11 protein-coding genes and 1 pseudogene are annotated in these 14,689 nt (G+C 65.2%); 6 read left to right on the forward strand and 6 right to left on the reverse strand.

The features are described from left to right. Entirely contained in the window at nt 1-1,278 is a 1,278-nt protein-coding gene (locus ACLHZ1_RS15485) for a cation:proton antiporter (protein WP_408796244.1), read from the reverse strand. Between the two features lie 201 nt (nt 1,279-1,479). On the opposite strand from ACLHZ1_RS15485, the gene metH reads away from it, so the two are divergent. Continuing rightward, on the forward strand, nt 1,480-5,151 hold the full coding sequence (gene metH / locus ACLHZ1_RS15490; RefSeq protein ID WP_427262807.1) for a methionine synthase: 3,672 nt from the start codon (nt 1,480-1,482) through the stop codon (nt 5,149-5,151). 277 nt (nt 5,152-5,428) lie between these two features. Next, nucleotides 5,429-6,325 (forward strand): 30S ribosomal protein S6--L-glutamate ligase, encoded by an 897-nt coding sequence (gene rimK, locus ACLHZ1_RS15495; protein ID WP_042000693.1) that lies wholly within the window; start codon nt 5,429-5,431, stop codon nt 6,323-6,325. Nucleotides 6,326-6,411: 86 nt separating this feature from the next. On the opposite strand, the gene ACLHZ1_RS15500 is transcribed toward rimK, so the two are convergent. Beyond that, nucleotides 6,412-7,851: a RimK family protein gene (locus ACLHZ1_RS15500; RefSeq protein ID WP_427262808.1), complete on the reverse strand. Its 1,440-nt coding sequence runs from the start codon at nt 7,849-7,851 to the stop codon at nt 6,412-6,414. Between the two features lie 186 nt (nt 7,852-8,037). On the opposite strand from ACLHZ1_RS15500, the gene ACLHZ1_RS15505 reads away from it, so the two are divergent. Genes ACLHZ1_RS15505 through ACLHZ1_RS15515 form a run of 3 tightly spaced genes read left to right on the forward strand, consistent with a single transcriptional unit; the run spans nt 8,038 to nt 9,608 of the window. Beyond that, a complete protein-coding gene (locus ACLHZ1_RS15505; protein WP_427262809.1) occupies nt 8,038-8,532 on the forward strand; it encodes a GNAT family N-acetyltransferase in 495 nt (164 codons plus the stop codon). Nucleotides 8,533-8,564: 32 nt separating this feature from the next. Next, the gene (locus ACLHZ1_RS15510) at nt 8,565-8,804 is read left to right on the forward strand and encodes a DUF3624 domain-containing protein (RefSeq protein WP_427262810.1); all 240 of its coding nucleotides are present in this window, start codon (nt 8,565-8,567) and stop codon (nt 8,802-8,804) included. 57 nt (nt 8,805-8,861) lie between these two features. Further along, complete coding sequence (locus ACLHZ1_RS15515; protein WP_427262811.1) at nt 8,862-9,608, forward strand: SDR family oxidoreductase; 747 nt, start codon at nt 8,862-8,864, stop codon at nt 9,606-9,608. A gap of 89 nt (nt 9,609-9,697) precedes the next feature. On the opposite strand, the gene ACLHZ1_RS15520 is transcribed toward ACLHZ1_RS15515, so the two are convergent. From ACLHZ1_RS15520 to ACLHZ1_RS15535, 4 genes and pseudogenes are all read right to left on the reverse strand, one after another. Further along, nucleotides 9,698-10,279, reverse strand: coding sequence for a hypothetical protein (locus tag ACLHZ1_RS15520; protein ID WP_427262812.1), 582 nt, complete (start codon nt 10,277-10,279; stop codon nt 9,698-9,700). 197 nt (nt 10,280-10,476) lie between these two features. Then, nucleotides 10,477-11,103 carry a glutathione S-transferase family protein gene (locus tag ACLHZ1_RS15525; protein ID WP_427262813.1) on the reverse strand — a complete coding sequence of 209 codons (627 nt, stop codon included), beginning with the start codon at nt 11,101-11,103 and terminating at the stop codon, nt 10,477-10,479. Between the two features lie 102 nt (nt 11,104-11,205). Continuing rightward, nucleotides 11,206-12,461: pseudogene (locus ACLHZ1_RS15530) on the reverse strand (O-acetylhomoserine aminocarboxypropyltransferase/cysteine synthase family protein). 138 nt (nt 12,462-12,599) lie between these two features. After that, nucleotides 12,600-12,776 carry a hypothetical protein gene (locus ACLHZ1_RS15535; RefSeq protein WP_427262814.1) on the reverse strand — a complete coding sequence of 59 codons (177 nt, stop codon included), beginning with the start codon at nt 12,774-12,776 and terminating at the stop codon, nt 12,600-12,602. 100 nt (nt 12,777-12,876) lie between these two features. Between ACLHZ1_RS15535 and sgrR the strand changes: the two genes are divergently transcribed. Next, nucleotides 12,877-14,571 carry an HTH-type transcriptional regulator SgrR gene (gene sgrR / locus ACLHZ1_RS15540; RefSeq protein WP_427262815.1) on the forward strand — a complete coding sequence of 565 codons (1,695 nt, stop codon included), beginning with the start codon at nt 12,877-12,879 and terminating at the stop codon, nt 14,569-14,571. The last annotated feature ends 118 nt before the right edge of the window (nt 14,572-14,689 follow it).

Below are 14,689 nucleotides of genomic sequence, written 5' to 3' on the forward strand. Positions count from 1 at the left end.
TCAGACGTCGCCGCTGGCCTTCTTGGCCCTCTCTATCATGGGGGTGATGGTCATCCCCTGTACCACGATGGAGAACATCACCACCGAGTAGGTCATCACCAGTATGACCTGGCGCAGATCGACGTCATGCCCCGGGATCATCATGACGCCGGACGGCAGCGCCAGCGCCATGGCCATGGCCAGACCGCCGCGCAGGCCGCCCCAGGTGAGGATGCGGATGGTGAAGCGGTTGTAGCTGCGGAACTTGCGAAAGGCGATGAAGGGCACGGAGACGCTGATGAAGCGGGCCGCCAGGCAGAGCGGCACGGCGATGACCAGCAGGATCCAGTCGCGCCAGGCGAGATCCAGCAGCACCAGGGCCAGACCGATCAGCAGGAACAGGAGGGCGTTGAGGAACTGATCCACCAGCTCCCAGAAGTGATCCAGGTGGTGGCGGCTCTGCTCGGAGAAGCCCGAATGGCGGGTCCAGTTGCCTATCATGATGCCGGTCACCACCATGGCCAGGGCGCCTGAGACCCCCAGCATGTTGGCAAGGGCGAAGCCGGCGGTCGGGATGCACAGTGTCAGCAGCAGCTCCAGGGAGCCATCGTCGGTGGCGCTGATCATCACGTGGGCGAGCAGCCCCAGCACGGCGCCGAACAGGATGCCGCCCAGGGCCTCATGCAGGAACAGGCCAGCCACGCTGGTGAAGGTGGGCTCGACGCCGCCGAAGGCCACGGCAAACACGGTGGCGAAGATCACCAGGCCGGTACCGTCGTTGAACAGGGATTCCCCCTCGATCTGGATGGCGATCTGGGGCGGGGCCTGCATCTTCTTGACGATGGCCAGCACGGCGATGGGGTCGGTGGGGGTGATCAGGGCACCGAACAGCAGGCAGTAGACCAGGGGCAGCTCCCAGCCCAGCAGCTTGGCGATGAACCAGAAGCCGTAGCCGATGAGGAAGGTGGAGAGCAGGGTGGCGAAGATGGCCAGTATGGTGATCTCCCACTTCTGGCTGCGCAAGGCCTTGAGGTTGATACCGATCCCGCCGGCGAACAGCAGGAAGCCCAGGATCCCCTTGAGCAGGAAGTCCTGGAAGTTGATGCTCTCCATGGTGGCGATGGCAAGGGGTTCCAGATTGAACCAGCCCAGTTTGCCAAACAGCACCATGAGTGCGGAGATCAGCATGGATCCGGCGGTGATGGCGATGGTGGTCTGGATCTTGATGACATACTGGTTGGCGAATGCGATAAAAATCGCCAACGCCGCCAAGAAGCAGAGTGTGTAATAGACGCTCATGATTATTTTTCTCGTTGGAGTGACAGCAAGCACGAGTCCGTAAAAGGACGGGCATAGGGTACTCCGCGGTGATAGTTTACTCACTACCTACTTTTGGGTATCGCTGACTGGTTTTAGACAGATAGACGGCTAGATTTCCATTTTTTTTCTTTGCTGTTAGGATAAAGCCACGCAGTTGCATGGATGTAAGAGGATCGAGCGGTGTCGACAACAAAGAAGAGTCTGCAGGCTTGCCTGCTTGAGCGGATCCTGATCATCGACGGTGCCATGGGCACCATGATCCAGGGTTACAAGCTGGGAGAGGCCGATTATCGTGGCGAGCGGTTCGCCGACTGGCATACGGATATCAAGGGTAACAACGATCTGCTGGTGCTGAGCCAGCCCGAGATCATCCGCGAGATCCACGATCAATATTGTGCCGCCGGGGCTGACATCCTCGAGACCAACACCTTCAACGCCACCCGTATCGCCATGGCCGATTACGAGATGGAGGCGCTCTCCGCCGAGATCAACCGGGAGGCGGCCCGTCTGGCCCGCGCCGTGGCGGACGAGTGGACGGCCAAGGATCCCGCCAGGCCGCGCTTCGTGGCAGGGGTGCTGGGCCCCACCAACCGCACCTGCTCCATCTCCCCTGACGTCAACGATCCGGGCAAGCGCAACGTCACCTATGACGAGCTGGTGGCCGCTTACACCGAATCCACCCACGCTCTTATCGAGGGGGGGGCCGACCTCATCCTGATCGAGACCATCTTCGATACCCTCAACGCCAAGGCCGCCGCCTTCGCGGTGGAAGGGGTGTTCGAGGCCCTGGGTTACAGCCTGCCGGTGATGATCTCCGGCACCATCACGGATGCCTCGGGCCGCACCCTCTCCGGTCAGACTACCGAGGCCTTCTACCATTCCCTGCGCCACGTGAAGCCTATTTCGTTCGGCCTCAACTGCGCGCTCGGCCCGGACGAGTTGCGCCAGTACGTGGCCGAGCTGTCGCGCATCAGCGAGACCTTTGTCAGCGCCCACCCCAACGCCGGTCTGCCCAATGCGTTCGGCGAGTACGATCTGGACGCGGGCGAGATGGCGGACCATATCCGCGAGTGGGCCCAGAGCGGCTTCCTCAACCTGGTGGGGGGCTGCTGCGGCACCACCCCGACCCATATCCGCGCCATGGCGGACGCCGTGGCGGGCATCAAGCCCCGCGCCCTGCCGGAGCTGCCGGTGGCCTGCCGCCTGTCGGGCCTCGAGCCCCTCATCATCACGGCGAAGTCCATGTTCGTGAACGTGGGGGAGCGCACCAACGTCACCGGTTCCGCCAAGTTCAAGCGCCTCATCAAGGAGGGGCTCTACGACGAGGCCCTGGATGTGGCCAAGCAGCAGGTCGAGAGCGGTGCCCAGATCATCGACATCAACATGGACGAGGGGATGCTGGACGCCGAGGCGGCCATGGTGCGCTTCCTGAACCTCATCGCCGGTGAGCCGGACATCGCCCGGGTGCCGGTGATGATCGACTCCTCCAAGTGGGAGGTGCTGGAGGCGGGCCTCAAGTGCGTGCAGGGCAAGCCTGTGGTCAACTCCATCTCCATGAAGGAGGGGGAGGCCAAGTTCATCGAACAGGCCAAACTGCTGCGCCGCTACGGTGCCGCCGTCATCGTGATGGCGTTCGACGAGGTGGGCCAGGCCGATACCCGTGCCCGCAAGTTCGAGATCTGCCAGCGTGCCTACCGGATCCTGGTAGATCAGGTCGGCTTCCCGCCGGAAGACATCATCTTCGACCCCAACATCTTCGCGGTGGCGACCGGCATCGACGAGCACAACAACTACGCGGTGGACTTCATCGAGGCGGTGAAGGACATCAAGGAGCACCTGCCCCACGCCATGATTTCCGGCGGCGTCTCCAACGTCTCCTTCTCCTTCCGTGGCAACGAGCCGGTGCGCGAAGCCATCCACGCCGTCTTCCTCTACCACGCCATCCGCAGCGGCATGGACATGGGCATCGTCAACGCCGGTCAGCTCGCCATCTACGAAGACATACCGGCGGAGCTGAAGGCCAAGGTCGAGGCCGTGGTACTGAACCTCAATGACAACGCCACCGAGGATCTGCTGGCCATCGCCGAGAAGTATCGCGGCGCCGGCGCCCAGGCGGAGGATCCCCGGGATCAGGAGTGGCGCAGCTGGCCGGTGGGCAAGCGGCTGGAGCATGCCCTGGTCAAGGGCATCACCGATTTTATCGAAGAGGACACCGAAGAGGCGCGGGCCGGGGCCGAGAAGCCGCTGCACGTGATCGAAGGGCCGCTGATGGACGGCATGAACGTGGTCGGCGACCTGTTTGGCGCCGGCAAGATGTTCCTGCCCCAGGTGGTCAAATCCGCCCGGGTGATGAAGCGGGCGGTGGCCTACCTGCAACCCTACATAGAGGCGGAGAAGTCCGGCGGCTCCAGCAACGGCAAAATCGTGATGGCCACCGTCAAGGGGGACGTGCACGACATCGGCAAGAACATCGTCGGCGTGGTGCTGCAGTGCAACAACTACGAGATCGTCGACCTCGGGGTCATGGTCTCCTGCGAGACCATCCTCAAGACGGCCCGCGAGGTAAATGCCGATATTATCGGATTGTCGGGCCTGATCACCCCGTCCCTCGACGAGATGGTGCATGTGGCGAAAGAGATGGAGCGCCAGGGCTTCAAGCTGCCGCTGCTGATCGGCGGCGCCACCACCTCCAAGGCCCACACCGCGGTCAAGATAGAGCAGAACTACTCCGAGCCCGTGGTCTATGTGTCGAACGCCTCCCGTGCGGTCGGGGTGGCCCAGAGCCTGCTGAACCCCGAGCTCAAGCCTGCGTTTGTCGCCCGCATCGACAAGGAGTACGAGATAGCGCGGGATCAGCATGCCCGCAAGCAGCCGAGATCCAAGCCGGTTTCCCTGGCTCACGCCCGCGCCAATCGCCAGCAGCTGGACTGGGTCGGCTATGAGCCCCCCAAGCCCCGGGAGCTTGGCGTGCAGACCTTCGAGGACGTGCCCGTCTCCGTGCTGCGCCCCTACATCGACTGGACGCCGTTTTTCCTGAGCTGGGAGCTGGCGGGCAAGTATCCGCGCATTCTCGAAGACGAGATCATCGGCGAGGAGGCGACCAAGCTGTTTGCCGATGCCAACGCCATGCTGGATCGGCTGGAGCAGGACAAGAGCGTGCGCTGCGCCGGCATCATAGGCCTGTTCCCGGCCAACGGGGTGGGGGACAGCATAGAGGTCTACTGCGACGAGTCCCGCACCCAGGTCATCAAGGTGCTGCACCACCTGCGTCAGCAGAGCGAGAAACAGGGCTTCCCGAACTACTGTCTGGCGGACTATGTGGCCCCCAAGGAGAGTGGCAAGCCGGACTGGATCGGCGCCTTCGCTGTCACCGGCGGCATCGGCGAGGAGGCCATAGCGCAAGCCTACAAGGCGGATCACGACGACTACAACGCCATCCTCATCCAGGCGGTGTGCGACCGTCTCGCCGAGGCCTTCGCCGAATACCTGCACGAGCAGGTGCGAAAGCGGCACTGGGGTTATGCCCCCGACGAAGCCCTCAGCAACGAGGAGCTTATTCGCGAGAACTATCAGGGCATCCGCCCGGCGCCCGGTTATCCGGCTTGCCCTGAGCACACCGAGAAGGGCAGCATCTGGGAGCTGCTGGGGGTGGAGCAGGCCATCGGCATGAAGCTCACCGAATCCTACGCCATGTGGCCGGGGGCGGCGGTGTCGGGCTGGTACTTCTCCCACCCCGACAGCAAATACTTCGCGGTGGCGCAGATCCAGCAAGATCAGGTGGAAGACTACGCCAGGCGCAAGGGGATGAGCCTGGCAGAAGCCGAGCGCTGGTTGGGACCCAACTTGAGCTGAGGTGTCTGCCGGCACAGGGGATGACCCCGAAAGAGGCCGCGCCTTGGCCGGGGATGGGCACCGACGGCACCCATATCCAGGCCCTTTTCAGCAGACGACAACGGCGGCCCCAGCATGGGGCCGCCGTTTTACATCCGGATGACAGCCGCCGGATTTGTGCGGGTTCTGCGTGGTTTGTCTTGTTGTCAGGATAAACAATTGGCGTTGTCATGGCGCTGTGGCACCTTATACTCTCCCGCCCCATCCTGCCCAGGCACTGCCTCCTAGCGGAATTGTCATGAAGATTGCTGTTTTATCCCGTGAGCCCAGAAACTACTCCACCCGTCGTCTGGTCGAGGTGGCGCGTGCCCGTGGTCATGAGGTCGAGGTGCTCGACACCCTGCGCTGTTACATGAATATCGCCTCCCACAACCCTTCCATCCATTACGAAGGGGTGGAGCTGGGGGACTATGACGCCGTGATCCCGCGTATCGGCGCCAGCATCACCTTCTATGGCACCGCCGTGCTGCGCCAGTTCGAGATGATGAGCACCATGGCCCTCAACAGCTCGGTGGCCATCAGTCGCTCCCGGGACAAGCTGAGGGCCATGCAGCTGCTGTCGCGCCACGGCATAGGCCTGCCCATCACCGGCTATGCCCACAGCACCCACGACGTGCCGGATCTCATCAAGATGGTGGGCGGGGCGCCCCTGGTGGTGAAGCTGTTGGAGGGGACTCAGGGGATAGGGGTGGTGCTGTGCGAGACCCACAAGGCGGCCGAGAGCGTGATCGAGGCCTTCATCCAGACCAACAACAACATACTGGTGCAGGAGTACATCCGCGAGGCCAACGGTGCCGACATCCGTTGCCTGGTGGTGAACGGCAAGGTGGTGGCGGCCATGCGTCGTCAGGCCCAGCCCGGGGAGTTTCGCTCCAACCTGCATCGGGGCGGGACCGCCGAAGCCATCAAGATCACCCCGGAAGAGCGGGCCACCGCGGTGCAGGCCGCCAAGATCATGGGGCTGGACGTGGCGGGAGTGGACATCTTGCGCAGCGCCCGGGGTCCCCTGGTGCTGGAGGTGAACTCCTCCCCCGGCCTGCAAGGGGTGGAAGCGGCCTCCGGCAAGGATGTGGCGGGCAAGATCATCGAGTTTCTCGAGCTCAAGGCGAGCCGCAAGCACAAGCCGGCGGAGTGAGCCAGGCCTGAGCGCCGTCATGGCGCCAGATGCAACAAGGGGAGCCCAGGCTCCCCTTGTTCGTCCGTGGGCGGCAGGATCCCGCCCTAGGAGAGGGCATGCTGCCCCCTGTCTTCCAGCCGCTGGCGAAAGGCGCGGGCCAGCCTGTCATAGAGATCCGGGCTCTCCTTGTCCTCCATGTCGCCCCGGATCCAGGGGTTGTCGATGATCTCGAGCAGCACGCAGCCCTGCCCCTGCTGGCGCAAGTCCACCCCGAACAGGCCGTTGCCGAGCTGATGCACGGCGCGGCGCGCCGTCTGCAACACCCGCTCCGGCACCTCGGTCAGCGGCAGGGCCTCGATCCGGCTCAGGTCGAGAGGGTGTTTGCGGCGGCGGATGCGGCTGCCGGGCTCGGGGCGATAGCGGCGGCAGGCAAACAGCGGCGAGCCGTCGAGCAGGGCGATGCGCCAGTCGAACTCGGCCGGGATCCGGCTCTGTACCAGCAGCAGGGCGGAGCGGCCCAGCCCCTCGTCCAGCAGGCGGGCGAGCTGGGTCTCGTCGCTCGCCATGGCCAGATCCCGCCCCTGAGCCCCGTCCGGGATCTTCACCATCAGCGGCAGGCCGAGGCGCTGCACCAGATCGGCCACCTGGTGGCGCCCGCTGCGGGTCACCACCATGGTGGGCGGCATGGGCACGCCGCTGCGCACCATCAGCTCGTAGAGGTAGAGCTTGTTGCTGCAGGCGAGGATGGCGCGGGCGCTGTCGATCAGCGGCATCTTGAGCTGCTCGGCGCGGCGGGCAAACTCGAAGGTGTAGTGGCCCACCGCCGTCTCCGACCTCAGCCAGAGGGCATCGAATTCCGGCAGTCGCTCGATGGCGGCGGGGGAGAGGATCTCGGCGCGGATCCCCTGGGCCGCCGCGGCCCGGGTGAAGCGGGCCAGGGCAAGGGCATCGCTGCTGGCGCGGCCATCATCCTGATCCGCCAGAATGGCGAGCTGATAGCGCGGCGCGGCGGGGTCCGCCTCGTCCCCGATCAGGGTGCGGACATGGTTCAGCATCAGGGCGCGCTCCCCCTCGCTGAGGGTCAGGGGGGAGAGGCTCTGCTGCTGGCGCACCGACCAGCCGTGACGGCCGCGCTTGAGGGTCAGCTCCTGGAGCGGCAATTGGCTCAGGCCGTAGTAGTAGCGGGCCAGCCCCGCCAGCTCGCTCTGTTCACACTGGCCGAAGATGGCGCGCACCCGGATCCTGTCCTCGCTCTGCTGGGCCAGCCAGCCCTGCAGCTTGCGCCACAGCTTGGCCGGGGGTTGCTGGGGCTGCAGCACGCTGATGGCCTGCAGGCCGGGCAGGCAGTGGTGCCCCCTGGCCTGGGCCAGCAGGGAGCAGTAGTAACCCGCGCTCAGGTGATCCAGGCTGCGGCAGAGGTTGATGATGCGACCGTGCCCCCCTGTGGTGGGCAGGCCATGTTGCAGATAGGTGCGGGCGGTCAGCAGATAATCGCCCTGGCAGGGCCAGTCACCCGGCTCCTCGACGATGACATAGGTACTCATTTTTTCGGACTCCACAGATAGGCTGCCGACATGGCAGTATCCCCTGTGGGCTTCGATGCACCGGCAAGCACGACCATGGCGCTAGGGGGGACAAGAGGTTACAGTGCCCATGTTCCGCTTTGGTAACTTGTGATACAAGTCTCATTGCTGATGCTGAAGATAAATAACTCAAACGAGGACTCTCCTGTGTTGACCGTGCGTGCCGCCCGTCTCGATGATCTGGGGGCCATCGTAAAACTGGAGCGCTACTGCTTCCCCCCCGAGGTCGCCTTCGGCCGCCAGCGCTGGCACTATCTGCTCTCCCATGCCAAGGGGCGAACCCTGTTGCTGCACGACGGCAGGGAGCAGCTGATGGGCTATCTCTGCCTGCTGGAGCACAAGGGCTGGGATCGCCTGGTGATCCAGACCCTGGCCATCCACTGGCGGGTGCGCAGGCAGGGCTGGGCCCGTCGCCTGCTCGAGCAGGTGATCGCCAATGGCAGGGAGCAGGGGTGGGGGGCGGTCCGGCTCGAGGTGGCCGACGGCAACGAGGAGGCATTGCCCCTCTATCGGCGGCTCGGCTTTCGGGCCCAGCAGCGGCTGCCCGACTACTATGGCCGGGACCAGCACGCCCATCGGCTGGTGCTGAGCCTGAAGGAGCCCGCCGCCAACGCGCGCTCGGAGGAGCGACATGAGTCGTGACGTCTTCCTCGCCAGCGCGATCCGGGGTCAGCATGAGTTGTGATGCCTGCCTTGCCAGCGCCATTCGGGCCAAGCTCGGGCGCTGCCCGCTCTGTGTCCTCCAGTGCCTGCTCATCGCCCTGGCGGGCTGGGGCCTCTGGTGGTGGTTCGGGGCTGACGGTTCGGTCAATGCCCTGACGGCGCTGCTGTTCGGCCTTGCCGGCTCCGGCCTGCTCGCCCTGCATCTGCTGGTCTTTGTCTGGCGCAAGAGCACGGGGCGCGAGCTGCAATGACGGCCTCGCCGTGAAATGAATTCAATCGACAACCTGATGACAGCCAAGGAGGCTCAGATGATTGCAATGGTAACGGGCGCATCGTCCGGATTTGGTGAGGCGATCAGCCGCGCCCTGGTCGCCGCCGGGCACAGGGTCATAGGCACGGGCCGCCGCGCCGAGCGGCTGGCCGGTCTGGCCGAGGAGCTGGGGGAGAGCTTCCTGCCCCTGGTGTTCGACGTGCAGGACAAGGCCGCCACCCGGGCCGCCATCGACGGCCTGCCCGCGGACTGGAGCCAGGTGGACTTGCTGGTCAACAACGCCGGTCTGGCCCTGGGCCTGGCCCCGGCGCACCAGTCCGAGCTGGAAGACTGGGAACAGATGATCGCCACCAACATCGGCGGCCTGACCCTGGTGACCCGATTGCTGCTGCCGGGCATGGTGGCGCGCAACCGTGGCCATGTGATCAACATCGGCTCCATCGCCGGTACCTATCCCTATCCGGGTGGCAACGTCTATGGCGCCACCAAGGCGTTCGTGAAGCAGTTCAGCCTCAATCTGCGCGCCGATCTGGCGGGCACGGCGGTGCGGGTCACCAACGTGGAGCCGGGTCTGTGCGGCGGCACCGAGTTTTCCAACGTGCGCTTCCACGGTGACGATGCCAAGGCGGCCTCCGTCTATCAGGGGGTGCAGGCCATCTCGCCGGAGGACATCGCCAATACCGTGCTCTGGATTGGCGAGCAGCCCGCCCACGTCAACATCAACAGCATAGAGATCATGCCGGTGGCCCAGACCTTCGGCCCGCTGCATATCAGCCGCGGCTGACTGCCGGTCTCGGCGCAATGACAAGAGGCACCTTGAGGGTGCCTCTTGTTTTGCCGGATGGATGAGGGCTGGTCTGCGGGTCGCCCCGCTTACGGCTTGGGCTCTATCCCTATGGCGATGGCCGTGGTCTGGACGGCCTTGATCTGATCCCCCTTGGCGATCAGGGCGAACTGGGCCGGATCATTCACCTTGAGGGTGAGGGTCTTGTCCACTCCCTTGACCCGTATGGTCTGCTGCGCCTTGTCCACATCGATGACGTCCGCATAGAGGGTCACCTGCATACCCGCTTCGGCCCCCGGTTGTTCACCGGCGGCCGCCTTGCTGCCATCGACCTCGACCAGACGTTTTCTCACCCCGGCGCTGCCCTTGAGCAGTTCCAGATCCAGCATTTGCAGGTAGCGCAGCGTCACCATATCCCCCACCTTGAGCTGCTCGAGATTGGTTACCCCGTCCCCGGCGACCAGGTCGAACGCCTTGCCTTCGGCATTTTTCAGGCTGACCTTGCGGCTCGCCATGTCGATGGCGGTGACGGTCGCCTCGGCCTTCACCTCTTCCGCCAGACTGACCTGACCCGGAGCGATCGCCACATTGGCGGTTACTTCGGCGGCCTGTAGCAGAGGGCTGGTGCAGAGAGTGAGCAAACCGGCGATCCATGCGTGTTTCAGTTTCATGATTGAGACCCTGTGGCTAGAGAGTTGCGCCCGGCGAGAGCGCCCAGATGACGAAACCCTGGTGGCGTCATTGTGATGGGAGGCGCTTGGTCACCCCTCCCTAGTCACACCATAGCAAAGCTACACCCGAGTACCTCATGCCAGGTGACGACCCCTCACCGTTTTGATAGCGGGCTCCCGTTTTTGGCCCCTGGGGATCAGGCGTCCCTGTCCAACTCGCGCTCCAGGGCCGCCGCCTTCTGGCGGGCCGGATGGGTGTTGAGCCGCTGCCAGTAGGCTTGCAGGTGCGGGAACTGGGCCAGCTGGCCGCCCTGGGCCAGCAGATCCACCAGGAAGGAGTTCAGGATATCGGCGCCGGTGAGGCGCTCTTCCACCAGATAGCGGCGAGTGCTCAAGACCGTATTGAGATAGCCCAGCACCTTGGCGCACTCCGCCTGGGCGTAGCCCGGCAGGAAGCCCATCGGGCTGCCATCTTTTCGCACGAACAGGTCGAGCAGCAGCGGCAGAATGCCTGAGCTCTCGGCGAAGTGGAGCCACTGCAGATACTCGGCATAGTCCGGGCTGTCCGTGGCCGGCGCCAACCGCTCCGGGGCGTGACGGGCTATCAGGTACTCGGTGATGGCGCCGGATTCGGCCAGCACCTTGCCGTCGAACTCAATGACCGGCGACTTGCCGAGGGGGTGAATGGCCTTGAGCTCGGGGGGCGCCAGGAAGGTGGCGGCGTCGCGCTGATACGCCTTGATCTGGTAGGGCAGGCCCAGCTCTTCGAGCAGCCAGATGATGCGTTGGGAGCGGGACTTGTTCAGGTGGTGCAGGACTATCATGGAAACCTCGATTCGGTGGCGGGATGGAGTGTACGAACGGGCGAGGTAAATGGTTCACCGGCAGAGAAAAAAAGAGCGGGCTGATGCCCGCTCTGCGCCGACTCAGGCCTCCAGCGCCTGATCCAGATCCGCCAGTATGTCCTCGATGGCCTCGATCCCCACCGACAGCCGGATCATCTCAGGTTTCACCCCGGCCTTGGCCTGCTCGGCCTCGCTCAGCTGGCGATGGGTGGTGGAGGCGGGGTGGCAGGCCAGGGACTTGGCATCGCCGATATTGACCAGCCGCTTGAAGATCTTCAGGGCATCGTAGAAGCGCACCCCCGCCTCGTAGCCCTCCTTCAGGCGGCCGAGGGGCGCCCGGCCATGTACTTCTCCGCCAGCGGATAGTGGGGGTGGCTCGGCAGACCGGCGTAGCTGACCCAGGCTACCTTGGGGTGAGCGTCAAGGTGATGGGGGACCCGCAGGGCGTTGTCCACGTGGCGCTCCATGCGCAGGCTCAGGGTCTCCAGCCCCTGCAGCAGCAGGAAGGCGTTCATGGGCGCCAGCGCCGCCCCCGTGTTGCGCAGGGGCACGGTGCGCACCCGGCCGATGAAGGCCGCCGGGCCGAAGGCCTCGGTATAGACCACCCCGTGATAGGAGGGTTCGGGCTGGGTGAGCTGGGGGAAGCGCTCAGGGTGATCCCCCCAGGGGAACTTGCCCGAGTCGACGATGACGCCGCCCAGGGAGTTGCCGTGGCCGCCCACGTACTTGGTCAGGCTGTGCACCACGATATCGGCGCCGTGCTCAATGGGCTTGCACAAGACAGGGGTGGCGACCGTGTTGTCGACAATCAGCGGCACGCCGCGGGCGTGGGCCACCCTGGCGAAGGCCGCCAGATCGACGATGTTGCCCGCCGGGTTGCCGATGCTCTCGCAGTAGACCGCCTTGGTCTTGTCGTCGATGAGGGCGGCGATGGCCTCGGCGCTGTCATCCTTGGCAAAACGCACCTCGACCCCGAAGCTCGGCAGCATGTGGGCGAACAGGGTGTAGGTGCCGCCGTAGAGCTGGGGGGTGGAGACGATGTTGTCACCGGCGGCGGTCAGCGCCTGGATGGCGTAGGTGATGGCGGCGGAACCCGCCGACACCACCAGCCCGGCGATCCCTCCCTCCAGCGCGGCCATCCGCTGCTCCAGCACGTCGTTGGTGGGGTTCATGATGCGGGTATAGATGTTGCCCGGCACCGCCAGGTTGAACAAGTCCGCCCCGTGCTGGGCGCTGTCGAACTCGTAGGCCACCGTCTGGTAGATGGGCACGGCCACCGCCTTGGTGGTGGGGTCGTTGGCAAAGCCGTGGTGCAGGGCCAGGGTCGCATCTTTCATCACACACTCCTTGTTGGACGTCGTCGCCATTATGGATGGATAGACGTCCAATCTAGCAGGCTCGGCGCCGATGTAAACCACCCAATCCGGCAACGCCCTGGCGCGCTCCCCGCCTCTCTTGCCCCGCAAGGGGCCCATTCAGAGGCGACGGCGATACTCCCTGTCGTCTATCTGGTGCATGTCCCACTGCATCAGGCGGTTGAGCTGGGTCATGGGATCCTCGATGAGGGGCAGCGGGCGTGGCAGGATCCGGCGGAAGTAGCGGCGTAGGGTCTGCTGGATCCGGTTCGGTTTGAGGGGGCTGGTCTGGCGCATGATGGGGCTCCTGTGCTGTGGCTCTCATGTTCGTCATCAGTATTGAGCTAAAATACGGAAGTAAAAACTGATGACTTGTAGCAACAGGATTTCCTCTTTTATGCCCAGCAGCCGTCTCTATCAACAATTTCAACGACTCGCCCAACAGCTTGGCTGCGATGAGCGGGAGGCCAGCCTCGCCGAGGTGGCGGACTTGCTCTGCTGCACCCCGCGCAACGCCCGCCTGCTGCTGCGCCGCATGCAGGATCAGGGCTGGCTGCGCTGGTCGGCGGAGGCGGGACGGGGGCGACGCTCCCGCCTCACCCTGCTGGACAATCAGGAGAGCCTGACCCGGCGCCGATTGCGGGAGCTGCTGAGCCAGGGCCAGCTGGCCCAGGCCATGGCCCTGGCGGGGGAGCGGCTGGATCTGCTGACCCCCCTGCTCTACGAGCAGCTCGGCCAGGCGACCCGGGAGGGGCGCCAGATCCTGCGGGTGCCCTACTACCGCCCCTTGCCCGGCCTGCTGCCCAGCGGGCCCCTGCGCCGATCCGAGGTCCACCTGGCGCGCCAGCTGTTCAATGGCCTCACCCGGCGAAATGAGGAAAATGGGGAAATCGAGGGGGACCTGGCCCACCACTGGGAGGCGCTCTCCCCCTGTCACTGGCGCTTCTATCTGCGTCCGGCGGTGCGCTTTCACCATGGCCGCGAGCTGGGGGTGGAAGATGTGATGGAGAGCCTGGCGGCCCTGGGGACGCGGCCGCTGTTTCGCCACCTGGCGGGGTTCGACAACCCCTGGCCCCGCACCCTGGATATCCGGCTCGCCAGCCCGGATCCCTGGCTGCCCCACCTGCTGGCCGAGCCGGTGGCCGCCATCCTGCCCCGGGAGCTCAAGGGGGAGGCGGGCTTCGCCCTGCGGCCGGTGGGGACAGGGCCCTATCGGGTGACCGCCAACGATCCCCTGCAACTGCGGTTGACCGCCTTCGACGACTACTTCGGGTTGCGGGCCCTGCTCGACGAGATCGATATCTGGATGCTGCCGGAGCTGGCGGATCGGCTGGAGAGCCATCTGAGGATAGGCAGCGACACCCCCGAGCTCGGCACCATGCGCGGCGAGTCCGAGCTCGAGTCCGGCTGCTACTTCCTGCTGCAGGACGACAGATCCCCCCGCTTGCAGGATCCGGCCCTGCGCCAGTGGCTGACCCGGCTGCTCAACCCCGTCGCCCTGATGGCCCGGGTCGCCCCCGAGCTGCAACGAGGCCTGACCGGCGCCGTCGGCCTGCTGCCCCACTGGCGTGAGCCACCGCTGCCGCACGGCCCCGAGCCCGCCACCCTGCCGACACGCCTGGTGCTGGCCTGTTTCAACCAGCACCTGGAGTTTGAGGAGTGCGCCAATGCCATGGCCAGCCTGCTGAAGGAGCAGGGGATCCGGCTCGAGGTGCGCACCCTGGACTACGGCCGCTGGGTGAGCGGCGCCGATGAGGACGTGGATCTCTGGCTCGGCACCCTCAACCTGGAACATGAGGGGCCGTTTGCCCCCTATGCCTGGCTGCAGGGCACCCCCTTGCTGCAGCAGGTATGGGGCGGGCAGCAGGCGCTCTGGCAGGGGTTGGCACAGTGGCGGGCAAGCGGCGCCGAGCCCGGCCCGCGCGCCCTGCTGGCCGAGGTGCAGCGCCAGGGCTGGTTCGTGCCCCTGTTTCACCACTGGCTGGAGCTGGAGAGCCGGGCCGGGGTGCACGGGGTGCGGATGACGGCCCTCGGCTGGTTCGATTTTCGCAGCGCCTGGCTAAGGCCCGAGTGGGAGAACCCGGCGGCTTGATGGCCGGGAGAGGGGCATCGCGACACCGAATGACGCCCTCGGCTATTGTGCTGTGCATCAAAAACGGCGAAGAGACTCAGGGATCACAGATAGCGTCATCGTCCTGTGCCATGCTGAT

Origin of the sequence: Aeromonas sobria, assembly GCF_050266975.1 — a bacterium.
In the GTDB taxonomy this organism is placed as follows: Bacteria; Pseudomonadota; Gammaproteobacteria; order Enterobacterales; family Aeromonadaceae; genus Aeromonas; species Aeromonas sobria_B.

Bases quoted from the DNA above. Each gene is read 5' to 3' on its own strand.
- sgrR (WP_427262815.1), top strand. From the start codon at position 12,877: ATGCCCAGCAGCCGTCTCTATCAACAATTTCAACGACTCGCCCAACAG.
- ACLHZ1_RS15500 (WP_427262808.1), bottom strand. From the start codon at position 7,851: ATGAGTACCTATGTCATCGTCGAGGAGCCGGGTGACTGGCCCTGCCAG.
- ACLHZ1_RS15510 (WP_427262810.1), top strand. From the start codon at position 8,565: ATGAGTTGTGATGCCTGCCTTGCCAGCGCCATTCGGGCCAAGCTCGGG.
- ACLHZ1_RS15535 (WP_427262814.1), bottom strand. From the start codon at position 12,776: ATGCGCCAGACCAGCCCCCTCAAACCGAACCGGATCCAGCAGACCCTA.
- ACLHZ1_RS15525 (WP_427262813.1), bottom strand. From the start codon at position 11,103: ATGATAGTCCTGCACCACCTGAACAAGTCCCGCTCCCAACGCATCATC.
- ACLHZ1_RS15520 (WP_427262812.1), bottom strand. From the start codon at position 10,279: ATGAAACTGAAACACGCATGGATCGCCGGTTTGCTCACTCTCTGCACC.
- ACLHZ1_RS15485 (WP_408796244.1), bottom strand. From the start codon at position 1,278: ATGAGCGTCTATTACACACTCTGCTTCTTGGCGGCGTTGGCGATTTTT.
- rimK (WP_042000693.1), top strand. From the start codon at position 5,429: ATGAAGATTGCTGTTTTATCCCGTGAGCCCAGAAACTACTCCACCCGT.
- ACLHZ1_RS15515 (WP_427262811.1), top strand. From the start codon at position 8,862: ATGATTGCAATGGTAACGGGCGCATCGTCCGGATTTGGTGAGGCGATC.